Annotated in this window: 18 protein-coding genes; 9 read left to right on the top strand and 9 right to left on the bottom strand. The window is 61.8% G+C overall.

The window, feature by feature from the left end:
• The first annotated feature begins 679 nt into the window (after positions 1–679).
• A complete protein-coding gene (locus tag LZC95_50420; GenBank protein WXA94622.1) occupies positions 680–4,285 on the top strand; it encodes a DUF6531 domain-containing protein in 3,606 nt (1,201 codons plus the stop codon).
• Between the two features lie 39 nt (positions 4,286–4,324).
• Here the strand turns inward: LZC95_50420 and LZC95_50415 are convergent, their stop codons facing one another.
• The 4 genes from LZC95_50415 to vgrG are packed head-to-tail and all read right to left on the bottom strand — an operon-like array spanning position 4,325 to position 9,627.
• Positions 4,325–4,936, bottom strand: coding sequence for an SMI1/KNR4 family protein (locus LZC95_50415; protein WXA94621.1), 612 nt, complete (start codon positions 4,934–4,936; stop codon positions 4,325–4,327).
• Positions 4,937–4,990: 54 nt separating this feature from the next.
• Positions 4,991–6,064, bottom strand: coding sequence for a PAAR domain-containing protein (locus tag LZC95_50410; protein WXA94620.1), 1,074 nt, complete (start codon positions 6,062–6,064; stop codon positions 4,991–4,993).
• Positions 6,065–6,083: 19 nt separating this feature from the next.
• Positions 6,084–7,343, bottom strand: coding sequence for a hypothetical protein (locus tag LZC95_50405; protein WXA94619.1), 1,260 nt, complete (start codon positions 7,341–7,343; stop codon positions 6,084–6,086).
• A gap of 10 nt (positions 7,344–7,353) precedes the next feature.
• Positions 7,354–9,627, bottom strand: coding sequence for a type VI secretion system tip protein VgrG (vgrG, locus tag LZC95_50400; protein WXA94618.1), 2,274 nt, complete (start codon positions 9,625–9,627; stop codon positions 7,354–7,356).
• Between the two features lie 95 nt (positions 9,628–9,722).
• Between vgrG and LZC95_50395 the strand changes: the two genes are divergently transcribed.
• The gene (locus LZC95_50395) at positions 9,723–11,447 is read left to right on the top strand and encodes a hypothetical protein (protein ID WXA94617.1); all 1,725 of its coding nucleotides are present in this window, start codon (positions 9,723–9,725) and stop codon (positions 11,445–11,447) included.
• A complete protein-coding gene (locus tag LZC95_50390; protein WXA94616.1) occupies positions 11,447–11,950 on the top strand; it encodes a hypothetical protein in 504 nt (167 codons plus the stop codon). Before LZC95_50395 ends, LZC95_50390 begins: the two co-directional genes overlap by 1 nt.
• 400 nt (positions 11,951–12,350) lie before the next feature.
• Here LZC95_50390 and LZC95_50385 read toward each other — a convergent pair whose 3' ends face one another.
• A complete protein-coding gene (locus LZC95_50385; protein ID WXA94615.1) occupies positions 12,351–12,860 on the bottom strand; it encodes a DUF4240 domain-containing protein in 510 nt (169 codons plus the stop codon).
• Positions 12,861–14,440: 1,580 nt separating this feature from the next.
• Between LZC95_50385 and LZC95_50380 the strand changes: the two genes are divergently transcribed.
• Entirely contained in the window at positions 14,441–15,514 is a 1,074-nt protein-coding gene (locus LZC95_50380) for a zinc-ribbon domain-containing protein (protein WXA94614.1), read from the top strand.
• On the opposite strand, the gene LZC95_50375 is transcribed toward LZC95_50380, so the two are convergent.
• On the bottom strand, positions 15,471–15,821 hold the full coding sequence (locus LZC95_50375) for a hypothetical protein (GenBank protein ID WXA94613.1): 351 nt from the start codon (positions 15,819–15,821) through the stop codon (positions 15,471–15,473). The two genes, LZC95_50380 and LZC95_50375, sit on opposite strands and share 44 nt — an antisense overlap.
• Positions 15,822–16,490: 669 nt before the next feature.
• On the opposite strand from LZC95_50375, the gene LZC95_50370 reads away from it, so the two are divergent.
• The 5 genes from LZC95_50370 (at position 16,491) to LZC95_50350 (ending at position 22,883) form a co-directional block, all read left to right on the top strand.
• On the top strand, positions 16,491–16,835 hold the full coding sequence (locus tag LZC95_50370) for a hypothetical protein (GenBank protein ID WXA94612.1): 345 nt from the start codon (positions 16,491–16,493) through the stop codon (positions 16,833–16,835).
• Between the two features lie 175 nt (positions 16,836–17,010).
• Positions 17,011–17,634: a hypothetical protein gene (locus tag LZC95_50365; protein ID WXA94611.1), complete on the top strand. Its 624-nt coding sequence runs from the start codon at positions 17,011–17,013 to the stop codon at positions 17,632–17,634.
• Positions 17,635–17,920: 286 nt separating this feature from the next.
• Entirely contained in the window at positions 17,921–18,613 is a 693-nt protein-coding gene (locus tag LZC95_50360) for a hypothetical protein (protein WXA94610.1), read from the top strand.
• Between the two features lie 1,137 nt (positions 18,614–19,750).
• Positions 19,751–21,463 (top strand): ATP-binding protein, encoded by a 1,713-nt coding sequence (locus LZC95_50355; GenBank protein ID WXA94609.1) that lies wholly within the window; start codon positions 19,751–19,753, stop codon positions 21,461–21,463.
• A 34-nt stretch (positions 21,464–21,497) separates the two neighbouring features.
• A complete protein-coding gene (locus tag LZC95_50350; protein WXA94608.1) occupies positions 21,498–22,883 on the top strand; it encodes a UvrD-helicase domain-containing protein in 1,386 nt (461 codons plus the stop codon).
• Between the two features lie 28 nt (positions 22,884–22,911).
• Here LZC95_50350 and LZC95_50345 read toward each other — a convergent pair whose 3' ends face one another.
• The 3 genes from LZC95_50345 to LZC95_50335 form a co-directional block, all read right to left on the bottom strand.
• Positions 22,912–23,118, bottom strand: coding sequence for a hypothetical protein (locus LZC95_50345; GenBank protein ID WXA94607.1), 207 nt, complete (start codon positions 23,116–23,118; stop codon positions 22,912–22,914).
• Between the two features lie 161 nt (positions 23,119–23,279).
• Entirely contained in the window at positions 23,280–23,621 is a 342-nt protein-coding gene (locus LZC95_50340; protein ID WXA94606.1) for a hypothetical protein, read from the bottom strand.
• Between the two features lie 292 nt (positions 23,622–23,913).
• Positions 23,914–24,810 (bottom strand): amidoligase family protein, encoded by an 897-nt coding sequence (locus tag LZC95_50335; protein ID WXA94605.1) that lies wholly within the window; start codon positions 24,808–24,810, stop codon positions 23,914–23,916.
• Between the last annotated feature and the right edge of the window lie 349 nt (positions 24,811–25,159).

Here is a 25,159-nt window from a genome sequence, read left to right as displayed (position 1 = left end):
TCGGAGGGCACTTAGGAAAATCTTCGCCGGGAGCCACGCGCCAGGTCGCGAAGACCAGCGGCCTCGAGAGTCGTGGAAGCGTGGGTAACAAAGCTTCAGTAAGCCAGCCGAGAAGCGCGGCTTGATCATCTCGATACAGCGGCTTCGCGCCGACGGTGATGGATGCTGGTATGATGGCGCCCATACTTACCTTTCGTCTAACTGAACCGGAGCGTTGCGTCCTATCGTTGTTCGGGTCGTCATATTGACAACAAGGTCGAAGCCTGTGGGGGGCTGAACCGGGCACGCCGACGAACCTATTCGCGTTGGCGCGCGGGGAGCTCCTTCTGGGGGCGCGGGGAGCTTCGGACAAGCCGCGGCCTTGGATCCGCCACCACCTGTTCCGCGCGGACCGTCAGAGCACCACTCGTCAGTCGCGCCGGGAATTCCCAAGTTGGGACTCGTCATTCACTTCGCTGACGGAAGTCTGAGGACAGTTCAACTTCGTCGGAGGAAAGGTGCCTTGCGAATCGGCCCGCAGGCCTTCGAAGTGAAGCCGCGCGACCGAGCGGAGAAACCAGGTGGGCCCCGGCCGTCACTGGACTCTTCACCGAGCGCCTTCCGCGAGCGTTGGGGGGCGCATCGATAGCATTCCCTAGTCACGAGCGCGTGTTTCGTCTATCGATCGGACTGCCGCGTCGTGATTCCGACACCTCCGAAAGAGCAAGAGAGCCGTCGCGGGCGGGTAGCCGTCGGCCACCCCGTCGACGTCGCGAGCGGCGCATTCTTTGGGGACCATCTCGACTTCGAACGAGATGGCACCGTTCCGCTCGCGCTCTCACGGTTCTATTCGACCGCCCTTTTGGAGAAGGAAGCGCCCTATCTAACTGCAGCCCGCGAGTATGAAATGCAGCCGTTCGGACCCGGCTGGCATGCGAGTTGGGACTGGCGGTTGCGACAGACGCTCGATGGCTATGTGGTCACGAACGGCGAGGGCGCCGAGTTTGTTTTCACGGATTCTAAAGATCCCGCCCGAAGTTTTGCGGCGACCGGCCGGCTTACGGCACCGCACCAGAGCATGGAGCTCGTTCGACTCGATGCGTACCGGGTTCGGCTCGTGCGGTACGGCATGCAACGCGAGTCGCTTTCGCACGTGTTCGTGTGGTCGCAGGGCGCGTCCCGCTTCTTTCTCGAGCGCGTTGAGCGAACCGATGACGCCCGGATTGAACTTAGATATGACGCGAATGGATTCGTAACTGGTCTATTCCAAGCCGGGGAGCAGCGCCTTCTTCGACTGGACTGGGAGCGCGAACGCGTCGCCCAAGCGATCTTGGTCCTTCCCGATGGTTCGGAGCGACCTATCGCCCGCTATTTTTACGATCACCAGGGAGTGCTGAAAGAGGTTCACGACGAAGACGGCATCCTCGAGCGATACGAGTACGACGATGCTTTTCGAATGGTCGATGTCTCCGCACGATCGGGTGCCAACTACGTCATTCGTTATGATTCGAAAGGTCGCTGCATCTACGTCTCGGGCGCGGGTCGTTACCAAGAACGACACCTTCGATACGACGAACACGCGCACACGACATGGGTCGCCGACAGCCACGGCGACACGACGCAATATTGGTACAACGACGCAGGCCAGGTTCTTTCCGAGACGTCGCCGCTCAAGTCCGTTCAGCGTTTCGAGTTCGACGACGAGGGCCGACCTACCGTCACCCGCCGAGCATCGGGAGGCGTCGTAACCCACGTTTATGACGAGGCCGGGCGGACCATCGCGATTCTTTTGCCGGACGAAGGAAAACGCACCTACACCTACGACAACGAGCATCGGCTGATCTCGTATACCGATGAGGGGGGCGCAACAACCCACTTCGATTACGACGCCGACCACAATATTGTTCGCGAGATCGAGCCAGATGGATCGGAGTGGCATTACACGTGGACACCTTTTGGTGAATGCGATCGAGTTCGCAACCCGCTCGGTTACGAGAAAGCATGGACGTTCGATATTTACCGAAACCGAGTGACGGAGTCGGATTGGCACGGGCGCATTTGGCAGGGCACCTTCAATGTACTCGGGCAGCTCCTGACGTGGACGGACCCCCTTGGCCACACCACAAAGTACTTTTATGACGCGCGCGCGGAGCTTGTTCGGATCGAGGACCCGGATGGCCGAACGTGGCAGCGGCACGTCACCGTTGGCCGTCGTGAAGAGGCTTATGAGCGGCCCGACGGGCGGCGCACCATCATTCATTACTCGGTGTGCGGCTTGCCCACCGAAGTCGTCGATGAAGAGGGGCGCCACACGCATTACCAGTGGGACACGGAGCCCGGTCGACTCATCGCCGTCACGGATCCATCCGGCAACGTCTATCGAATGGACTACGACGCCGACGGGCACGTCATCCGCCGGCGGACCTTCGATCGGCGCACGATCCTTCATCGGTGGCATCAAGGTCTCATGCGGGAAACCGTGGACGCCGCCGGGGACGTCGTCCACTGGGAATACGATGCGATGGATCGGCCGATTCGTCGGCGTTCACGCGATGGGCTAACCGAGTTCACATACGATCGGGCAGGCAACGTGGCACGGCTCGCCGTTGTTCCGAACGCAGGTGCCACGGACCCGGGGTGCGTCACCGAATTCAAGTACGACATCGTCGGAAACTGCGTTCAGGAGATTCAGGATGGCGTCGTCGTGGAACGCACGTTCGACGCATTCGGCAACAACACGAGTCTGGCCGTTCCCCGGTTCAACGAAGCCACCCGATTCTCGTTCGATCCCAATGGGGAGTGTATTGGACTCGAGCGCGCGCAGGTTCGCATCGGCATCGAGCGGGATGCGCTCGGGCGCGAGATTCGACGCAAACTACCCGGTGCCGGCATCTACGAGCAGACGTACGATCCGTGTCACCGCATCCTGAAGCAAGCGCTCACGAAGGAGCCCGGTGCAACGCACGGCATTCAGCGGGAAATTCAGTACGATGTATCTGGCGCCGCGAAGATCTTACGTGACTCACTGCACGGTGAGCAGATCTTCTTCCACGATGGAAGCGATCAACTCGTCGGCCTCCTTCGCGCGGACGCGTCGGGCGAAACATATTTGTTTGATGCTTCGGGCAACCGGACCCGGCGCGCGCAGGCCGCGCGAGGGCGAGACCTGCTGGCGAGCATTCCGAAGGATGAACGATCCTTCGCGGAAGCCGCCGCGCGTAGCGGTGCTTCCGTCGAGGCAGCGACTTTCGATGCGAATCGCATCCGGCAAGCTTCATCCATCGGTCGCACGGTCGAGTACGAGTACGACGAGGCGGGGCGCACCGTGGCGAAGGCCGTGCAGACTCCGGGGGGCGTTGCTGTAACCCGTTTCGCGTGGAACACGAAAGGCCACATGATTTCGGCCACACTCCCCAACGGCGATGTGTGGCGATATCGGTACGACGGCCTTGGGCGCCGAGTTGCGAAGATTCGGCCGAACGGCACGGAACATCGCTTCATCTGGGATCAATATCGAATTCTCTACGAATTGGAATGGTCACCATCTGACACGCCGACATTGACGGCGGCGTGGGCCTACGTGCCAGGAAGCCTGTGCCCGGTACTGAAGGACAGCGGCGCCGTTGAATACCTTCTACCCGGCTTGAGGGGAGTACCCGAGGAGGTAGTTGGCGCGGACGGCAAACTCCATCACGTCGTTCGAAAAGGCATTTGGGGCGAGCGTTTCGATGGTGGCGCGGCTCGCCAGCCCGCGTATGGCCAATGGTTCGACGCGGAGACGGGGCTCCATTACAACGTATTCCGATACTACGATCCGGAATCCGCGCGTTATCTGAGTCCAGACCCCATTGGATTGCGTGGCGGGTTGAACGAGTACGCGGGTGTACCAAGTCCAGTGCTCTGGGACGATCCGCTTGGACTCGCCATTGTCTGCGAAGGCAACGAAAACGTCTGGGAGATCAAAGACAAGTTCCCCCCCGGCAGCCGCGAGTCACGTCAGCTACGGCGTTTCGTTCGTGCCTGGAATCGCGCGATTCAGGATGCTGGCGGCAGCATGACAACGCGTCGCGAGACGGCCGAGGAGACGGCGGCGTCGAATCGCATGAAACGAAATTATCGGCGCGACCAACCCGCACGATTCGAGGGCAAGGTGGTCGGGCACGTACCGGATGCCTGCGCCGGCGGCCCATCATCCGGTGGGCGCGTCATGGCGCTCGATTCGAGCGTGAACGGCAGCGTCGGCGGCCAGGTTGGCGGTGTGCCTCCGGGACAGACGTACCATCGTGTTCGCGTGGTTCGAGATTAGAGTCAGGCGCCACCCTCGCCAGGCAGCGCCACCAGGCTGCTATTTCTTTTTCGTCGCGGTGACCGTTGCGGGAAACCCGCGTCCGACCTTCTCGCGAATAGCTTTCACCTTTTCGCTATCGAAATGATCGAGCCAGGCGTCCTCGTCCCCCTTAGTGGGACCCGCTTTCGTGATTTCGAGGTGCACCTCGAGGAACCCCGCAAGAGAAGGCGCGAGCACCGTGCGGCGGTCGTCCGCGTTGCGCCGGATGAACACGGCGCCATCGCCCTTTTTTAGAACTCCCGGGACATCAACGCAGATGTGGTCCTCGAGGTTGAACTGGAAGATGGGAATCCAGCCTGGATTCCACCAAACTCCAGAAGGCCAATCGCCGAAAGTCCCATCATCCTCGAGGCCATCCAGGCGCTTCTTCTCCGACGTGGCTACATCCAGTGAGCACCAACCGAACAGATTCTCGATCGGCAAGTGCTCGTCTTTCGCACCGTCGTGCCACTTGTAGAGAGCGAGGACGTCCTCCGGTGCATCGAAGGCCTTCTTGAACTTCTGCAGCTTGGCAGCCGTTGCACCAGGTCGGAGCGCCTTGGCGACGTCGGGCCGCTTCTCCGCCCAAACCCGGTCGAGTTCCGCGAACAATTTCTGTAGGTCGGCCATGCGCCATTCATAGCACCGAATGCGAACCGAGCCTCTACGTCTCGAGGGCGCGGATCACATGCAGCGGAAACAGAACAGCTTCCCCTTCGCGGCACCGCCTCGCCGGCCTCGTTTCAGAGCGGCACCGAGCTTTTTCAAGCCCTTCGCGACGTCGCTCCAGGAGGGCATGGGAAAACCGCCGATCAGGACGTTGGGCATTCCGAACATGATCGCGCCGAGGCAAGGCGGCGCGCCCGGGTCTTTACCCATGAGCGCCCCCATCGCCATCTGCACCGCCCCCATCGCGATGTCGGCGCCCATCATTGCTGCCGCGAGCGCGGCACCTGCGGCTTCGGCGGCGGCGGAGGCTGCCGCACCTGCCGCCTCCGCGGCCTGCTCGGCGCTCGCTTCCTCGGCGTCCATGGCGGCGTCCTGTGCGGCTCCGTCCGCGCTGACGGCCCCGGCGATCGCACTTCCCAACCCTGTGGCCTGCATCAAAACGCCGACGCCGCCCGCGATCTTCCCCGCGACGCTGGCGGCCTTTTGCATCTTTGACATCGCGGCCGCCGCCTTCCCGGCGGGCGGTGCGCCCGGCATGCATTGGCGCGTCAGGTCGAGCATACGGGCTGCCCTGGACCCCCCAATGAAGACCTTCGACGAGCCGGTGAAAACCTCGAAAATCGGGGCGACCGAGCCGCACGTGGGCCCCAAGCCATAGTCGCCCGACCTGGCCGCGGGCATGCCGTTGATCAAGACGGTTGGGCACGAGGTCATGATCACGCCGATGGCGGGAAGCGGGACAGGCATCGCCGGAGGATGCGTATGCGTATGCGGTATTCCCAATACCGGCATTCCCATGGTGGCGGCGGGGAAGGAGGGCAAGACCTTAGCAATCGGGTCCGTCAAGCGCGCGAAGGCATTGTCCAGGAATTGGGTGGGGGCTTGCGCGAGCCCCATGACCGCGCCAACGACCCCCTGGGCTTTGTCGAAGGTGCTCATGTTGGGATTTGACAAGTTCTGGAAAGGCTGCGCGGTCTGATCGACCACGTCCGCCACCGCGTTCGTGATCGCATTGCCGGACTCTTTTTGCATAAGAGGCGGCGGCGCGGTCCACGCGGCCTGCCCCTGCCCATCTCCGCCTTGGCTCATAACCACTCTCCGGTTTGTCTCATGGCCCGTCACCCCCAGAAAGACGTTGATGGACAGCCACGAGCTCGCGTTCATAGTCGCTGGCCAATTCGTGGTACCCGGCTCGCGACGAAAGATCGCGCAGACGTTGCAACACCGAGTAGAGCCTCGCATCATATGCGAAATCCCGAGCCGCATTGGCGGAAGCTGTCCAGGCCTGCGTGGCCCCTTGCATGTCTCCACACGCAGCGTGCGCCTCGCCGCATTTTTCGAGAAGGTCCGCGCGCGCGAAGGCGTTGCCCGTCTTGTCGGCTGCCTGCGCCCCGAGCCCGTAGCTGCGTGCTGCCTCGGCGTAGGCTTGCATCCGCATGTCAAGATCACCGATCGCGATGCACAAATGAAGGATCATCATCACGGACTTCGCATTGCTCGCAATATCGAGTGCCTGCAAATATTTCTCGCGTGCAGCAGGTAACCGCCCGATGCGGCTCATGACGTCGCCGACGCCTTGGACGACGAGCGCCCGCATCTCGTGAACTTGGAACTTGTCGTAATACGTATAAAGCGTCCCGTACTTCTGGAGCGCCGCCTCGTAACGACCGAGCCCCACGTCGAACGTCGCGCACTGCAGAAGCGCATTGATTCGGTGGACAGGTGGCAGTTCTCGGTTCTCGGCTTCGCGGGCCGTCGCGTCGGCAATCGCGCCGACGGTGACGTTCGTGGTGTAGAGCAGAACTCCTTTGACCCCCGACTTTTGGAGCGCGGCGTGGGCGAAGGGGGCGGCTCCGTCGTCGCGCACGATGAGCCGCACGCGCTTCATCCACTCTTCGTAGCCGCCGAAAGGAATCAGGGCGCCGAGCAGCTGGGCGTGGCCGTCCCGATCGCGAATGTCGCCGGGCAGAAGGCTCACGAGCAACCGATGATCCCCGTCCTTCGGCAACCACGAGGCCATGTGGCGAATGAGTGCTGCCAGTCTTTGGGCGGGCGCGAGGTCCGGCGCCCAGCACGTGGCGGGGATCGGGTCGAGCGGAGGCGCTCCTCGGCTTTTGCGCTCCGCGTTGGCTTCTTCGGATTGGGTCCACGCGTTTCGAACGACTTGATCAGCGTATTGGCGCGTGTTCTCGAGAGCCGTAACATCCGTGAAGAAGACGTCGGAGGGTGACTCGCCGTCCAGCGAATCGAGCCCGCGCACCACCAGCGGGATTTCTTCGTCGCGCGTCGTGAGCAAGAGGGTGAAGGAATCAGTTTGCTCCACGAACGAGCTCAGGACGTGGTTCAGTTCTTCGACAGGCTGGACCATGGGCGGACCTTCAATTGATTTTGACCAGAGCTCCGGAGACTTGCATGGCGCCGGAGGCCGTCAGGTTCATGGCGGGGGCGTTGGCCGTGCACATCGCCGGTTCGAGCTTCACACTGGCAGCGTTGCAAGATACCCCGACTTCTTTCGCACCGCTCATGGCCACCGTGCCGTCAGCCTTGAGCGACAACTTGGCGGCGCCCGCGGTGAGCGAGATTTCGCTCGCAGCAACGATCGAAACCTTGTTGTCCGCCAGGGTGACCGTGCCGGAGGGGTTCGAGAAGACGATCTTGGTTGAAGTATTCAGCGTCGCTTCGCCCGCTTTGAGGATCAGCGTGGAATCCCCACCGTGATGGATCGTGATCGACGTGCCGGCATTCAGATCGTAGGTGGTCTCGATGGTGATCTCTTTGGATTTCGCCTTGAGGGTGTCCGCCTCGCTGACGGTCACACCGCGCTTGCCCGTGACGCCGAGGGTGTCCCCTCCAGAAATCGTGTGGGAGCGACCGGCCTTGATGGTCACGGACTCGCCGGTGTCCACCGTCTCGGTGCGTTTACCTTTGACGCTGTTGGTTTCGTTGGCGCCGACGCTGACCGTGTGGGCTGCGCCGACCGTGACCGTGCGCGCCGCGCCAACGGTGACCGTTTGATTCGCACCCACGGTTGAGGACTGGTTGGCACCAATAGTCTCGTTGTGGTTTGCCAAGACGACTGTGCGCCGGTTCTTTTGCGCATGCATGAACAACTCCTCGCGCCCGGCGGAGTTGTCCTGCGTTATCTCGTTGAAGCCGTTATTTCCCGGAATGCTGTTGGTCCGCCAGGTACTCTTGGCCACCTGGCTTGGCAACGGATACAGCTGGGGCTGCGCGGCATTGTAAACGGCACCAATGATCACCGGCCGATCGATATCGTCGTCGAAGAAGCTTACTGCCACCTCGGAGCCGACCTTGTGTGCTTGCCAAAAACCTTCGTCCAGATGGGCCACCGGCGTCAAGGTGCGCACCCAACACGAGCTCTTCTCGTCGAACTTGCCGTCTCGATCCCAATAGAATTGTACTTTGAAGCGGCCGTATTCATCCACGTACGGGTCGCCATCCTTGGGCCCAACCACGCGTGCACTTTGGAGCCTGCTCGCAGGCTTTGGCACCCGCCTAGGATAGATGGGAACCTCGGCGGGCACCGCCGTGAAGGTGACGAGCTTGGTGGCGCCGCGAAAGCCGCTACCGTCTTGCCGCGCGCCCTGCACGGCACCGTCCATGGCGACGCTCGTGATCAGAAGCTTTCGATTGAATCCGTCCTCCCGATGCCCGGTGAGGGTGAACGTTTTTCCCGCCGCGAAGCGTTGAGAGACGGCGCTGCCCGTGAGCACGAAGGCGTCCGAGCGCAGCTCCTCCAATCTTCGTTGAGCGAGCTTTTTCCCCGCCTCGGATTTGTCGTTGAATCGACCCGGATAATCACGAATCTCGCGGCGATGCGAATTGCCTGTCGTCTCCTTCCCCGCGGTCTCGGTACGGGAAAGCAATACTTCCTTCGGCTTCGTGAAATCGTAGTCTCGGTGTTCGAACGCACCGGTGCGGATGCTCTTCGTGCGCCGGATACTTCGAACGTGTTCACCATCGACGGCGCCGCTCGCATCATTGAAAGGGAGCTCGAGATCCGTTTCGATGGGCTCGTAGCCATCCGGCTCGTTGACAAAGATGGCGGTCGTCTTCTGCTCATCGCTCTGGAAGAAGAAGTGCATGCCTTCTTCGCTCGCGAGACGCACGATGAAATCGAAGTCGCTCTCATCCAATTGTGTGCAGTAGACGCGCTTCGGTGGTGTGCCGTGCACGTTCCAGAGGCACTCCACGTGCTCGGGCTCGCAGATTTCTCGTACGATTTCGTGGATAGCCTTGTCTTGAAAGATTCGGAACCCGCCACTGTGGCACAGGTTCGCCATACGTGGCTGAACGACGAAGCTGACACGCATCTGCGTCTTGCCGATAAAGGCGCCATCGGGAATCACGTCCGTGACGATCCCATGAATCGCGCGCACCACTTTGCCATCCTGCTTGACGATAAAGCTGGCATCGCGGCCTAGAGCCTCCTCGAGTCCGGCGATCGAATCAGGGTCCGGATCGGTGCCAACGGCGATGGTGTACGTGAACAGCTTGGAGAGCCTTTCGACGCAGGTGAAGGACGCCACCCGGAGGAGAGAGCCGTCGATGTCCGTGACTTCGAGCGAGTACTCGATGTCTTCGTGCACCGTTCCGAAGAGGGAGTTTGCAGCGTCAAGAGCAGCAGGCATTTGCTTCGACGCAGGATCGTCGTCCCGCGGACCCGTTGCAACCACCTCTCCGCAGTAGTTGCGGCGCCGCGGGGGGAGGGGCTACGGTCGGCACCGTGGAATGGGGATTCGAAACATGGCTCGTCAAGGATTCCTATGACCAGACGTGGCGATTCTGGCTTGCGGGCCCGGCGGACATCGGTGGGGGCGAGGAAAGCTCATCCGGTCGGGCTGAGCGGGAGCCGGTACTCCCGCGAGAGGGGCCTCTTTCGCACATCATCTACAACGCCTTCGACACGTGTGGGGCGCTGTCCGACGACCCGGCAAGGGATTTGCTCGCTATCTACGACGCGCTGGCAGGATCACGGCTGGCGGACGAGCTCCCACGCCCGACGGTCGACCAGCACCGCCGACTGCGCGGGTTCGAATCAGAGCTACGCACCGTGCTGTACGCGGCAGTAGAGGCGGGCATTCTCCAGTTCGAGCGTCATGAACCGCCCTGGCCCTTTCCGGAGCACGACGGAAAGCCGGCCGAGCGCAAACCGCAGTCCGAGGTGCAAGAGCGGGCCGGTACCTTCACCGTCCGCGCCGTCGATCCGGTTGGGGATGCGGTCGATGGCATCGAGCTGATCTTCGAGGCCAACGGGCAGCAGAAGAAGGTCACGACGGACGCTGCAGGGATCGCGCGTTGGTCGGGGGTTCAAGCCTCCGAGGCCCGTGCGCGACTGGCCGATGCGGCCGCCGTCATGGAAAAACTCACGAAGCGGTGGACGTCCGCCCGCAGGCGCAAGGCGCCCGAGGGCTCCGATGTGACGGTTCGCGAACTAGCGGACGATGTCCCTTCGTTCACGGTCAAGGACGCCGTCCAACACACCTTGCTCCTTGAACCGCCTCGCATGGAGATCCCCGAGCAGAAGGAGTTCCCCCTCGGCAACGATGAGCCGATCCTCCTGGCCTCCAACGATCCGAACTTCATTCCCGGTGGTGGAGTCCGAGCCCAACACGAGAAACGTGGGAAGGACACAAGTCCGGCGAGCGAACCGCCGGACGTCTATGCTTCGTTCCGACAGGTCACGTCGCCATCGGCTCCCGATATCGCCTTCGATCACGGATTCTTGGACGACGGAAATGGCAATATCGATCCCGCCAAGCGTCGACCCGCCACGGCAGAGGACAAGCTCGAGAAACGGAAGTGGGAGCTCATCTTGGCCGGCGCGATCCTCTTGCGCCCCGATCTCTACGACGGAAGCTTCGCGTACGATCACTTCATCCACGGAAACGGAGAGGACTGGAAGTTCGACTTCGACCGCTACGTCAGCTCCACGCGAAACAAAGCGGTTCCCGACGTGGCGATCGATGGGTCGGGGATGACGACACTCGAGTCGATCATCGAGGATGCACGTGCCGGTGCGATCGAAATCCACGACCAAACCTCGAGGCCGACATTCGTCATGCAGACCGACGGCGTGACGTGTGGTGACTCCGCGCGCTACCCGTATCCTGCTACCGAGAACTGGCAGAAGTCCGTCGGCGGATTCACGATTTGGATGGAAGCGACGGTCGCAGTCCAGATGGATCCGATCGCCGGCACGCGCCATTTCACAATCGACCTGACCGTGCACGGCGCCGATCGTTACAACTTTGATCCAAGGAAGAAAGACATGGGGAGCGGCACGCCGGACGCCGTGAATGGTCGCTTCGAGGTGAGTGGCCTCGGTCACGAGTTCATGCAATACGGCACGTTGAAACGGACGATCACCTTCACAGTGGGATTGCGCCACAACGCGGACCCTCGTGCCAAGCCGGGTGACCAGAACGTCAAGAAGCCGGGGGCGCGATAATGCGCGTGGTCCTGCAGAACCTTTTGCTGGCCACGGCCATCCTATCCGCCGGCTGTTCCCGAGACAAAGCAACCATCCGCAAGCCGGCGCCCGTGGCCGTGAGCACGGATCTCGACAAGCTCCGCGACATCATCAACCTTCCAAGTATCCCGATTCGAAACGGACGCTGGGTGGAGATGCCGCTTGGCCAGACGGACGAAGGTTCCTTGTTGCCCGGGCCGACCGATCTTGGGTTGTACGTGTACCTCGAGCTCGACGCTGCCGGCTGGACGGAGCTCGAGCCGATCATCGGCCCAGCCCAAGGAACGCGCACCATCGTTCTCCGTACCGAGATTGCGTCCGCCGTTCTGGGACCACTCGTCACCGAGCTACAGGACGCGGGGGCTTCGCGCGCGCTCACCGGACCGAAGTACGACGCATCCAAAATGCGACGTGGCACGTACCGCCCCGGCGGGGCCATACGCTTTCATGATGGACTCCTCATGACCTTTGCCGCGCTCTAACGCGAAGGCGTAGATCGCCGGATTCGGAGAACCACGGCAGGAGGGTTGTTGGCCGAACGCGGCTCCAGCGATTGGATCCGCCGAGGGATCTCCCTCCGTTCACATCGCCCCGCAACTCCTCCCGATAGAGGGCCGATGATCCCCGTGTGGAACACGATTTTGTTTGGCATCAGCTCGGCGAGGGAGACGGAGTCCTCGAACTTCACGAGCGTTTGACGGAACCGGGGCCTCCGCTTGAGTTGCACGTGGTGCAACAGGCAACAGGCAAAGACCGGAATGACCATGGCCGCGTGGATGCTGGGAAGCGGGAGAGTGGTCGCCCTCCCGTTTGTCGGTTCAGCCTAGGCCCGATCCGGCGCAGATGTCCCGCTACGACACGCGGGGACCGCACGCCGTGGGGTCAAGCACCGCGATCCTGCGGCGATTCCCCTTCCCTCGCCCAACCCGTGCGGTTGCTGAACGTCTCGTAGCTCGTCGACGGGGTGTGCTCGAATTCTTCGCCGGTCTTCTGCACGTACGCGTCACCGGCCAGATTGAGGATGCTTTCAAATTCCATGTCTTTGGGCATCTTCTCCGGATGGGCGAGGACCTCCTCAAAGAAACTCTTACCATTCGCCACGGCACAACATCGCGCGTACAGGAAGAGATCGACGGAGAAGTCAGAATCTTCGTCGACATAGGATTCTTCACCAATATTCCTCGCGTGCGCCTCTGTGTCGAGTGCGAAGAGTTTCTCCGCGAGGATGTCGTCGAACTTCTCGATATCCTCCACGCGCATGCGCGACAGCGCGCCAACCGCAGGAGCCACGATCTCGTCGTCATCCCCGGTCTTGTTCCAATTGAATAGGCCGATAATTTGCCAAAACACTGATTCAGACATCGCCGTGTTGGACCAATTCATCGTCGCCATCTCCGTCGTTCCGTTGTCCTCGAGGGGCCGAGTCAACACTTCTCGAACGCTAGGACCGCAGCCCACGTCGAGCAATGGCGTCGAAAGGCGGTTGATACGATGGGGACTGCGCCGTCTGCGGGTCACATTTACGGATCCTGCACGAAGACGCCGTCACCCTTCGTGGCTAGTATCACGTCACCATCGCCTGCCGTCCCCAGAGCCTTTCGCTCCTGGGCACATCAATCCGGTTGCTCGGCGGCGGCCTTCGAGCCGTATTTCACTTCCCCGTCGAGGGCCGTCGTGGGGCGTCTGCCTTACCCCCAGAGCACGCGGGCACCGTGTGCGACCTATCGAACCCCCGCGTCTCCTGCATGAAAGGTGTGAAGGTCGCCGCATCGAGCGCGGTCGTGCTATGGGTGGCAAGCGAAACGCATGAGGGCCATTGCCGACTACCCCCGGCTCGTTGCCGAATGGCACCGCGCTCGCAATCTTCCCAACACCCCGGCGAGCGTCGATTCCCACTCCTATCAGCCCATCTGGTGGAAGTGCCTGCGCAAGCGAAGCCACACACGTATCAAGCGAGCGCTTGGGAGCGGGCATATGGCGGGAGCGGATGCCCTACGTGTGGGGACCAGCCTGCCGAGCACGTAAAGCGGTTCGCCGAGCGGTTTCCCGATCTTGCGCACCTGTGGCATCCCACCAAAAATCGCAAGCTCCGACTGCAGGATATCCTCGACACGTCCTCGTGCCGCGTGTGGTGGAAGTGCCCGAATGGTCCTGACCACGAATGGTCGACCACCGTCGACGACTGCTCGCGCCGGAAAAACGGCTGTCCCTTTTGTGCCGGGCCACGTCTCTCCGTCACCAACTCGATCGCGACGCTTGCTCCGGAGCTCGCGCAGCAATGGCACCCTACGAGAAACGGTCCGCTCACACCGGACCGCGTGACCGTGCACAGCGGAACGTCGTACTGGTGGCAGTGCCCGAAGGGAACCGATCACGTTTGGTCGGCGCCGGTCAGCTATCGCGTGCGCAAGAAGGTGGGATGCCCCATGTGCAGCGCGCACGCGACGGCTCCGTCCGAGAGCGTCGCCGCGGTCGAACCCGAGTTCGCTCACTACTGGCACCCGACCAAAAATGGATCGCTGAAGCCGCGCGACGTGCTGCCCACTTCGTCACGCAAAGTATGGTGGAAGTGCCCTGCAGGCGTCGATCATGAATGGTCCTGCGCCATCAAGGTGCGGATGCGGAGTGAACACCCCTGTCCATTTTGCAATAACCGGAAACTCTCCGTCACCAATTCCCTTCAAGCCAGATATCCGAGGGTCGCCGCGGAATGGCACCCCACGAACAATGCACCCGTCACCGCTGCCGACGTTTTACCGGGTGCGCAACGGAAATATTGGTGGCGGTGCACATTCGGCCACGAGTGGCGCGCCAGCGTTTACAATCGCGCGGGAGTCGGCAGCGGCTGTCCCGTATGTGCCGCGACGGCCCCCGCGAATGCGAGCCCTGTCGTCGTTCCGATGCGCTTTGAAACGCGCGTCCGCTCTCACCATGGGACATCCACGAATCACCGCCCCTCTCCGTCGAAGTTCGTGGCAGATTTCCCGCACCTCGTTGCCCAATGGGTCCGCGATCTCAATCTTCCCAACACGCCCGAGAGCGTCGGGGCCGGATCGGACAAGATGATCTGGTGGAAGTGCCCCGTCGGTACCGATCACCTATGGCAAGCCACGCCCTGGAGGCGCGCGGCCGCCGAACAAGGTTGCCCGTATTGCTCGGGCAGGCGTGTTTCCTATACGAACTCTCTGGCCAAGAATTTCCCGGCCGTCGCCGAGCAGTGGCACCCCACGAAAAACGGCAGCATGACCCCGGACGACGTGGTGGCGACGTCATGCCGTCTCGTCTGGTGGCGATGCCGGAAGGCGCCGGACCACGTCTGGCGAACCAAGGTCGAGGATCGCACGCGCAAGGGCTACGGTTGTCCCTTTTGCATAGGCCGCCGGGTTTGCAGAGACAACTCGCTCGCCCGCATCGCGCCGAAGATTGCGGCATGGTGGCACCCCACAAAAAACGGCAGCATCATGCCCGACCACGTCACCGTGCACTCGTACACGAAGCGCTGGTGGAAGTGCCCCGAAGGAGGCGACCACGTGTGGGAGGCTTCCGTCGCACAGCGAATCCGACATCCGAAGTGCCCGATGTGCCGCAAGGTTCTTCCGTCGAAAACGACGACCCTCAAGGCGATAGCACCGGCGTTTGCGCGCTACTGGCATCCGACGAAAAACGGCCCGCTCAAGCCGAGCGGGGTTTCGTCGACCAGCCGCGAGCGCGTTTGGTGGAAGTGTCCCAAGGGGGACGACCATGAGTGGCAGTGCACGATCGTTGCGCGCATCGCCGCCAAGAACCCCTGCCCCTACTGCGCCGGGCGCAGGCTCTCGGTCACGAATTCGCTCCAGGTTACCTATCCTCGCGTGGCCTCGGAATGGCATCCCAAGAAAAACGCACCCCTCACGCCGCGGGATATTCTCGCGGGGGACCATCGGAAATTCTGGTGGAAGTGTGTCTCGGGCCACGAGTGGCCCGCATTGCTTTCCAACCGCACCCGTCTCGGCAGCGGATGTCCTATCTGCGCGCGCCGTGCACGTCCGGCCGCTTCAGGGCCGTGAAGCGAAGTGCGTCCACATGCCCGCTCCCGAGCGCCCGACCTGAAGTCCGAAGGCGCCGAGGGCGCCGCTTCTGCGCGGCGGCCCAGTGCTTCTCGGCCGGACGCGTCCGAATACCACGCGGCACGATTGGGGTGATCGTGACCGAGTCCGTCCCCGCGACCGGCGCCTCGATCTGCCGGGGGGCCACCATTTGAACGCGCGCGCCGAGCGCGTTCATTGCGTCGCGCACCATGCCCACCGTCTTGTCGAGGTCGAAGCCATTGTCGACGTCGGTCCGCGGATGGAAGGCTTCGAGGACGGCCGCCACTCCGGAGACGTGTCCTGGATGCCACGCGTCCCAATCGCCTGGGTTCCGTGCTCACGTGAGGGGCCGTCCCCCTCCAGCATCGCTGCGAGGAGGAGCATCGCGAAGCGCGAGTAAGACGAGGCGGTGCCGGCATGGAAGCTGACGGGTTGACGGATCGCGGTCTTTCGCGACATCGACGTGCCGGTGCGCGCCAGCGTTCCAATTATTCAATGCTTCTTTCGCGGCTTGCGGAGTTTGCGCCAGAAGGTCCAAGCCGACGACGAGTCCCGCCAGCACCGGGCATTGGTCCTCTGGAACGCGATAGTAAGGCTAGCTTCAATTCTTGCGGTGGCCTCAGCGGAACGAGCTTTCGTCACCTTTTGCCGTGACGGCCGGGTTCGGCTTCGCGATGAGCGGCGCCACTTCATGCTCGATGATGAAAGCATCAGCAAATGCTGAGCCACTTCAAGTTCAGCTCAACGACGGGTGCGTGCTTTCTTCGGGATTGGGCACCGGTAAGGGGCCGCAGCACCATCATCGCGAACTCTCGGAAGCCGATACGGCCGTCCGCCGTATGTTTGGCGCATTCCAAAGCTCTGTCCGCGTCGGCCGCCGGATACGGGGCCGCACTCGACCTTCGGCTGGTGACACCCAGTTCGCCCAATCATCCAGAGACCACGTCATGCGCCGTTGCGAGAACGCCTCCTCGAACGGGCCCGCCGTGCCGACGCGGAGCCCGTGCAGCGCGAACCCTTCATCGAGTGGGACGAGCAGCACCGCGCCAGCACCCGGACGCGCACCAACGACGGCACCCATCGCCACGTGCCCATGCGCCAGAAGGCTGCTCCGCAGCAGCTGGAAATCCAAATCGTCATAACCGAGCAACGCAGTCGCGAGCCAGTAATCGCGTGCCGCGGCGCCCGCGGGCGCAAGCTCGATCTGCTCGGCTGCACCTACCAGGCGGATACGTCCGTCCGGCGCCGTCCTGAGAGGACGTCCTGCAGCATCCCGCACGAGCGGATCCGCCGGGCGTAGTAGCGTCTCGATGGCTCGGAAGGACGGCTGCATATCTGTGATGTCGGCCGGTCACCCGCGGGGGTTGCGCGATATCGTCAGGTTGCGGCGCGCCGGGCGTTGCCACCCGTGCCGCTCCGCGATGTAATCACCACCACGGACCGCTTTGAAACCTTCACCAGAGGGGGATCCCGAAGTGAACCACGAGACGCGTTCGCAATTCGTCTTCACAAAGTACAGAGTCGACGAGCTTCGGCAATGCGGCGACCAATTCGTCGCCGATGCTCTGAAGCTGGACGTACCGGGCATCACCACGGCCGGGTACACCGAGTTCGTGCTCGACTGGTTCGCGATGACAGCACCGCGGGGGGCTCGCGCGGACGCTCGCCCCGTTCAGCGACTGGGGAACCTGAACTGGCGCCACGCCGCCCCCGAGACACTCGCGCTGGAGATACCGCCCCGAAAGACAAGCGCTGAATTTCTGGTAGACCTTTGTCACTCGATTCCTTCACCGCGAGATGGGCGCATAACGCTCGTCCTCGAGTCGGAGTGGGGAGACGCGCGCTCGCAGCAAGCCTCCATTCTCGCGGTGGTCCACGATGCGGCAAAGGTCGCGCACATGACGGCGCTCGCCAAGGTCATAGTCTTCGCTTCCGCGACCGGCGATCATCAACCGTTCCTCGACGCGGTGGCCAAGCTGCGGCAAGCAGCCGGGGATTCTACGCCCTGGCTCTGCATTGACCTCCCCTGGTGGGCTGCCCCGGGAGCTACGTGGGAGCCTTGGGCGCAGGTACTGGCCGAGAGTTCCGAGACGCCGTGAAGCGCTGACATCGACAGTCCCATTTGGCCGGCCGGACTTTATCCAAGGATATCGTGTCTATCTAATCAGATAGATGGAGAAGGGACACGTGGCGGCGGATTTGCGGCGTCCGGCGTCAGCGGCCCGATGGCACGGCGGTTGCGTAGCACTCCAGTCATAGACGCCTTCACCGCTCGATTCGAGCGTTCTGGGCAGAAGGGAATACATGCGAGTTCGAGTTAACTGTCCACGATGCTGGCACGACGTCCTGCACAGCGAGCATACGCCCGCGCAGGTCGAGGCAGCGTTGAGCAAAAATATTGCTGTCACTATCTCCGACAAACGAGCGGCACGCGCCACATGCGATAAGGGTCACGGGTTCAACGTTGCCATCGCGGCACCTGCCTACGCGCTCCTTTACGAGCGAGCACTCCAACGGCTATCGACAGGCGACCTCCGCGACGCGGTATTGGACGCGTACACTGCCCTCGACATGTATCTTCCAAACGTGCCGCTCCGAGCACGATATGAGTCTGACAAAACTCTCACGCCACGCGACATTCCAGGCCTTCGGAGCGAGCTAAAAAAGCACGCGACCCGCCATTCCGAAAGAGCAATAGGTGCTGCGCTAGCAGTAGTTTCTGTCGTATCCGGGAAAGCCCCGCCACACTTCGACCGCAGCCTCAGTGAAATTCGAAACGACGCCATTCACGCCGGGATTTATCCCGACCGAGAAGCCGCGGAAGAGATGATATTTCGCATCGCCACACTCATTTTGGAGTTTGAGTCGCTTTTGAACAAGACATTCCCGGATCGTGATCCCTCGTTCCGACTGGCGTTGCAAATTGCAGATTTTCCCAAATTCGAAGAATCGGGAGATCGCACAACCGTTGGCACTGGCACCATCCTCAGCGGAGATCTGGAGCCATCGCCGACCGCCAGAGACCGTCTAAAGCAGTACGAGTCAGGCGAATTCCCACCTTCGTCGTGGCTAATATGAGTAACCGGATCACACGACGAGGCACGAACGACCATGCTCTACGCGTTTGACTCGACGGGAAAGCGACTAACCCCAGCAAAGGGTGCAGCGGGAACGTGCCCGCAATGTATGAACCCCGTTGGGGCCAAATGCGGCAACCGGAAGATTTGGCATTGGGCGCATGCCAAAGGGAGAAACGAGTGTGACCCGTGGGCGGAAAGTGAAACGCAATGGCATCGTGATTGGCAGTCACGTGCGGATCCAGAATGGTGTGAAGTGGTAATGGGATTTCCGGGAGCACCGCGCGGACATTCGCCGACCAAGCGACGGGCTGGTCATTGAGCTGCAGCATTCGTATCTCAAGAAAGACGACGTTCGAGAGCGCGAAGCCTTCTATGGGAACATGGTATGGGTCTTCAATACTGAGCCATGGCGCTTTCTCGCATGGCTCGGAACGGATGCAAGGGCCGAGTTCCGCTGGATTTCCAGGCGTCGCACACTCGGTGCTACGAGAAAGCCAGTTTACCTAGACCTTGGTGGACCACTGCTTCGAATCACGGGCTATGGGAGGCAAGGTTGCTTGAGCGGTTATGGCGACATCGTGACGCGCGGTGAATTCATCCACACCATGAGCCTTCGCCAACTTTCTGAAGAGGAAATGGCTATGACGAGCCATTACTGTGTACGAGAGGGCGACGGGCGCATCGGCCTCGTTCGCTCTCTTACGCCGCTGCGATCCTGGGAGACTCGGGATCGCATAGCGATTCATCATGACCTTGGCGGTCGCGCCACTGAGGTGATGATCCCAGAGGTCCAAATAAAGAGGTAGGCCACCGAGGCAACCGAACCGTGTTCGCCGGTGCCGCAGCCCTACCGACCGCCCACGGGCTCGATGATCGCATGGACGATCTGCTTCACGTTGGAGAAGTGGGGCCCGGCTTCTCTGTCGAAGGCACACAGGGTACGCGGGATTGGCCTCCCTCTGCGGTTCAGTCGCGATCAGGCCCTTGGCCCTCTTAGCGGAGCGACATCAGTCGTTCGGGCCCACATTGACAGGCGTGCCCTACGTGCGGAACTTTCTGAACAAGGGAAAGCGCCTTCGTTACCGCCGCGGATGGCTTTGACGCTGTTTGAAGATCCTAAATACAAACCTTTGCCATGCAAGTTCGACATCTCGCGATCAAGAATTTTCGCGGAATAGAATACCTCGATTGGAAGCCTGCCACACCGTTTACCGTGTTAGTCGGTCCGGGCGACGTCGGGAAGTCGACCATTCTCGATGCGCTCGAAATCGCCCTTAGCCCACGATGGCTATCTCTCACCGATGCGGATTTCTACCGTGGCGACACTTCGAAGACGATTGAGGTCCTCGTAACCGTTGGGGACTTACCTAATGAGGCGCTGCGAGAGCAGCGCATGGGACTTCATCTGCGTGGATGGTCGCAGAACGGCGAGCTTCACGATGAGCCGGACGAAGACGACGAACCTGTAGTGACCGTAAGAGCGAGCGCCGATTCTTCTTTGGATCCTTCCTGGGAGCTCATTACAAACCGCAGCGAGCCCAAAACGCTATCGCAGCGCGACCGCTCGCTGTTCGGGGTCGTTCGACTGGGCGCTGACGTCGAGCGTCATCTGACCTGGTCGCAGGGCTCGGCCCTCGCACGCCTGGGAAGCAGCAAGGAAAGAACGTCGCCGGTCCTTGCTGACGCCTACCGTAGGGCACGAGAGCTTCTGGGCGCCGGCAACCTGCCGTGGCTAGACGACTCTGCTGGTAGGGTCAGGGAAGCTTCCGTCAAGCTCGGCGCCTACGCCGCGGGCTCATTCGCGGCCGGATTGGACACGCAGCGCGCCTCAATGAGCCTCGGCGTTCTTTCGCTTCATGACGGAGGAATTCCTCTGCGAATGGCGGGACTTGGAAGTCGCAGGTTGGTTGCGCTTGCAGTTGAACGTCTTTCGATCGACGACGGCGCCATTGTACTAATCGACGAGATCGAGCACGGTCTCGAGCCGCATCGGATCCGGCACGCGTTGAAGGTTCTCCGCACCGCGGTCGCGCCGCCCGAAGGCGGAGAAGCGAAGGGCCGAGGCGGTCAGGTGATTATGACAACGCACTCGGCGACGACGATCGTAGAGCTCGCGTGCCCGCAGCTTAGCGTGGTGCGTAACGTAGGAGGTACGCTCGCGCTACACCAGCCCGCGCCGGGCCTTCAGAAGTATTTGCGCCGTATCCCGGAGGCGTTCCTCAGTAGAAAAGCCGTCGTCTGCGAAGGAAAGACCGAGGTTGGTTTACTCCGCGGTCTAAGGGAGGGTTGGGCGAGTCGCCACGATAACGAACCTCTTGAGGCTCGTGGTGTCGCCTTAGTCGACGGCAACGGCTCGGAGGCAGTGAGCACGGCCACCCAGATGGCGGAACTGGGCTATGCCGTGGCCTTGCTTCGAGACTCCGACGTACCCCTTACCCCGGAAGAGAGTAAGTCGCTAAAGAAGCACAACTTGACAGTATTCGAATGGGAGGGTGCCTGTTCCACGGAGGAGCGCGTCATCGAAGACGCATCGGACGATTGCCTTCAAAAACTTCTGGAGATCGCCTTCGGGCACGCCGGGGAGGAAAGCGCACTCGATGCTGTGCGTGGGCAGCTTGGAATCAAAGAGATGCTCCCGCGCGAATTTGCTCGCTGGAACTTCCCGGGTAAATCGAAGCGCGACTTGCGACAGGCGCTCGGCAAGACCGCGAAGTCGAAGGGCTGGTTCAAACAGGTCGCCCCCGGAGAGCTATTTGGAGAAGTCCTCGGCGCTGAGATCGTGACGAGGCCCGAAACGTCAATGGCGAAGACACTCGCCGCCGTTGAAGCGTGGGCCTACGGTGCATGAAGATGCACTCCTGCGTGCAGAGCGCGCCTCGGTCGTGGCGCCCGCCGGGTGCGGAAAGACGGAGTTGATCGTTCGCGCAGTTCGGGCGATGTCCGGTGGCCGTGCGCTCGTACTCACACATACCCATGCAGGGGTCAAAGCGCTTCGCGACCGTATGAAGCGGTTAGGTGGGGGACACGACCGCGACCGCGTACAGGTCGAGACCATTGCTGGATGGTGTCTGCGATATGCCGCGGCATACCCGGCGAGCTCGAGACTTTCGACAAAGCAGCCCGTGAAGGGGCAGTGGAATGCCGTCTACGATGCCGCGCTCGAATTGCTCGACCGTCGTGCAATTCGGGCCGTTGTTGGTGCCACCTACGCACGAACCTTTGTCGACGAGTACCAGGATTGCACACCGCGACAGCACGAGATTGTGGAGAAGCTCGCTGGCATTGTCCCCACCTGCGTCCTTGGAGACCCCCTCCAAGGAATCTTCGGCTTCGCCGGCGGTAACCTTTCGTGGTCAGATACTGTGGAGCGCGCGTTCGAGCCTCTGGGAACGCTCGACGTTCCGTGGCGATGGCGCGGAAAGAACGATGCCCTGGGGGAATGGCTCCTTGCGATTCGTCCCGCACTCTTGCGCGGCGACCGAATCGACCTTTCGAACGCCCCCATTGTGTGGCGACTCGCGACGCCCGAGAACCAGCGGCGTGAAGCCTTCGCGCTGCTGAAGTCGGAAGGACAGATCATTGCAATCCGCAAATGGCCCAGCGACGCGCACGCATTCGCTCGGAACGTCGGCGGCGTGTTTTCTTCGATGGAGGAAATGGACTGCAACGACCTGCTTCGGTTCGCTGACGACATCGACAGGCTCACCGGATATGCTCGGTCCGCTCGCGTTCTTCGTTTTGCGGCGGAGTGTTGGACCGAAGTTGGGGCTGGGCTCGATGCGCTGCAGCGCGCGCTCGACGACGGACGCACGCCAGGGTTGCGATCCGAAAAACTCCGCCCGATCTCGAACGCCTTCGCCAAGGCAGCAACGACAGATGATTGGGGCGACATCGGGCACGCGATGAAGTCCGTAGACTTGATACCGGACGCTCGCCTATTTCGCCGCGAGCTTTGGCGCGAAGCCATCAAAGCAGTCGCGGAAGTGGCCCGAGGCACGCGGCCATCACTCCGCGAAACGGCATGGCAAATCCGAAATCGGCTACGATTCTCCGGCCGGCCTGTTGAGCCGCGAAGCGTGTCCCGCACGCTCCTCATCAAGGGGTTGGAATTTGATCATGCGCTCGTTCTCGACGCGAACGAGTTCGAGAACTCGAAGCAGCCCGGAGACGGTGCTCGTCATTTCTACGTTGCCGTCACCAGAGGTGCACGATCACTAACGGTGTTGTCACAGCAACAAGGCGTCAGGTTCTCTGTGCCAACGGTGTAGAGCGTCACTCCTCGAGCACGACGTCTCGTCAGACTGACGACACGCCCTCCACCAGGCAGTCGTGGACGACGCGGTCAGCGACCGCCATGAGTCGCGACCGCTCCGCATCGTAGCGGGGGTCGCCGGCGCGTGCCCCCTCCAGAAAGCCTACGCTGGCGACTGCCTGCTGCACGTCGTGGTAAGCGTTCAGCCTCGGGTCCCCAACGGCGGCGTCGGGGTAGAGAAGGATCGGCATGGGCGAGCGCGCGCATCAGTGGGCCTTGCGGATGTCGCGCGAGCGGCCTCGACGACCCCACGCCGGGTCGCCGGTAGCTTGTTTTGCCCGAAGGGCATATCAAAAACACCAACAAAATGCCGGGTAAAGACCTTGTTGTACAAAACTTGATCTTTCGTACGCTAGCGTTCGACAGCTTCCCGAAGGCACGCGACTCCTTGCTCGATCTCAATCTCCGTGTCGCCCTCGAGCTCGAGGTACACGCGGCCGTGGCCGTGGTACTCGTTGATCAGAACGCCCCATCCCGCATGGCTCGGGGAAGCCAGTTCCACGGCCGCCGCGATGCAATGCAAGCCCGCGCGTACGAGACGGCGCGACGTTCCAGCCGGAAACTTGAAGTCAATGCAAGGCCGTCTCGTGCCGTCGAGTGTCTTCACCTGGGTTAGCGCCCATTTCACACCGCTAAGCACTTCAAGCCCAAACAGATTCAGTTGTTCGCGGGTCATCGTCGCCCAGTTGCTCATTTTCGAATCTCCATATGAAAAGCGGCCCTTGTTTGCCGTGCGGCGCGTATCCTTCCGTCATGCCGATTTCGCGCCAACCTCATTGTTTTGATATCGTCGCCGGGACTCGTTACCCTACTGCCAGCCACCGCGATTCCTGAATCAGGGCGCGGAGACCAAATCGCGATTATCCGCAGCAATCGCTATGATTCACCCATCATAGTTTTCGGGCGAGGCCCCGAATGTTCGGCGTTTCTCTATGATTCAGGAATCAGGGGGGGCCCGCCCCAGGTGAGGACGGGTCCCGTGCTGGCTACCGAGCCCCGGTGCTTTTGCCTCCGAGGGGGGCCAGGAGGGCCTGCCGTGCCGCCGCGAACTCGTCGCCCTTGAGCCCCAGACGCAGCAGGAAAACTCGAAAGTCGAATTTCGCCGTCATAAAGCGAAGTTCCTGCGGCGCGCGCGGCGTCGGCTCCGTGCCCGGTGAGAGCGCCCGCGCACTGAGGGCGAGCGCGAATTGCACGTACGCGACTACGAGGTTCGGGTCGAGCGTCGAGTTGAAATGCCGCAGTTCCACCGTACCGCGATAGAATACGCTGTTCAGATTGAGCCCGTGATAACGGGTCGGATCCGCGCGGTCGCGCCAAACGAAGGCCCGTCCGTACCAGGCGTCCTTCACGTCCGCCATGGTTGCCCCGCGCGCCTCAAGGCGTTCGACGAACGTGGCATCTACGGGCTTGCAGTAGCTCTCGCGTCGAAAAGGGTCGATGCGCAACGCGTACTCGATGAGGCGATCGTGCCGGTAGACCAGCCGGACAAGCTCCGTCATCGACGCTGCGTCGAAGCGGCTGCTGTCTACATGGACGTGGATTCCCGTAGACCGATTCGTCCTTCCGCCGGCCTGCGCGACGGCGCGCACGACGACGGCGACTTCGGCGAGGTCTTCGTAGCGTAGAATCGGGGAAACCACCTCGCCGCTCTCCGTGCCGACGATCGAGAGGTCGAGGATGGCCGTCCACACACGATCGTAGCGATCGAGCACCGAAAAGCCGTCTTCGGCGTCCCCACCGATGATTCGGCCGCCGACCGCCGCGGCAATCGTCATGGCGAGCCGACGCGGGCTCAAATTGGCGACTTCGATTTCGATTCCAAACCTAAGTGTCTTGATCGCGTTGGTCACGCCCCCCGGCAATGCGGATTTCGGGCCTGACATTGACGCGCCGACTATGATGTTACCTGGCCAGGGACGTCACGAATCGTCGGCCTTTCGCGTGTTGCCGCCCCTGCGCAGTCCGATGACGAGGGTGCGACTATGATGGATACATCATAGAGAATGGCCGCAAATTTGCGGCAATCGCCTCAAGCCTGATTCTGTCATCATAGCGAAAGCCGCGCGAATCGGCGGATGGCCGCGTGACCCTGATTCGAGCATCAGGGGGGCGTCGATACAAAGTGGCGCGGGCGCCTGGAGAGAGACATTTGGCCCCTGATTCGCATGGTCAGCCGACATGGGTATAGAAACCGCACACCGGGACCATCTGTTCGCGCCGCCGTCTCACGAG

Source organism: Sorangiineae bacterium MSr12523 (genome assembly GCA_037157775.1).
Taxonomy (GTDB): Bacteria; Myxococcota_A; Polyangia; order Polyangiales; family Polyangiaceae; genus Pendulispora; species Pendulispora brunnea.
The sequence above is the reverse complement of the archived record's forward strand: the minus strand, read 5'-3'. Positions and strand labels throughout refer to the sequence as shown.

Coding starts and splice junctions, on each gene's coding strand:
- LZC95_50410 (WXA94620.1), bottom strand. CDS start 6,064: ATGAGCCAAGGCGGAGATGGGCAGGGGCAGGCCGCGTGGACCGCGCCG.
- vgrG (WXA94618.1), bottom strand. CDS start 9,627: ATGCCTGCTGCTCTTGACGCTGCAAACTCCCTCTTCGGAACGGTGCAC.
- LZC95_50415 (WXA94621.1), bottom strand. CDS start 4,936: ATGGCCGACCTACAGAAATTGTTCGCGGAACTCGACCGGGTTTGGGCG.
- LZC95_50385 (WXA94615.1), bottom strand. CDS start 12,860: ATGGCGACGATGAATTGGTCCAACACGGCGATGTCTGAATCAGTGTTT.
- LZC95_50390 (WXA94616.1), top strand. CDS start 11,447: ATGCGCGTGGTCCTGCAGAACCTTTTGCTGGCCACGGCCATCCTATCC.
- LZC95_50335 (WXA94605.1), bottom strand. CDS start 24,810: ATGTCAGGCCCGAAATCCGCATTGCCGGGGGGCGTGACCAACGCGATC.
- LZC95_50345 (WXA94607.1), bottom strand. CDS start 23,118: ATGCCGATCCTTCTCTACCCCGACGCCGCCGTTGGGGACCCGAGGCTG.
- LZC95_50355 (WXA94609.1), top strand. CDS start 19,751: ATGCAAGTTCGACATCTCGCGATCAAGAATTTTCGCGGAATAGAATAC.
- LZC95_50405 (WXA94619.1), bottom strand. CDS start 7,343: ATGGTCCAGCCTGTCGAAGAACTGAACCACGTCCTGAGCTCGTTCGTG.
- LZC95_50340 (WXA94606.1), bottom strand. CDS start 23,621: ATGAGCAACTGGGCGACGATGACCCGCGAACAACTGAATCTGTTTGGG.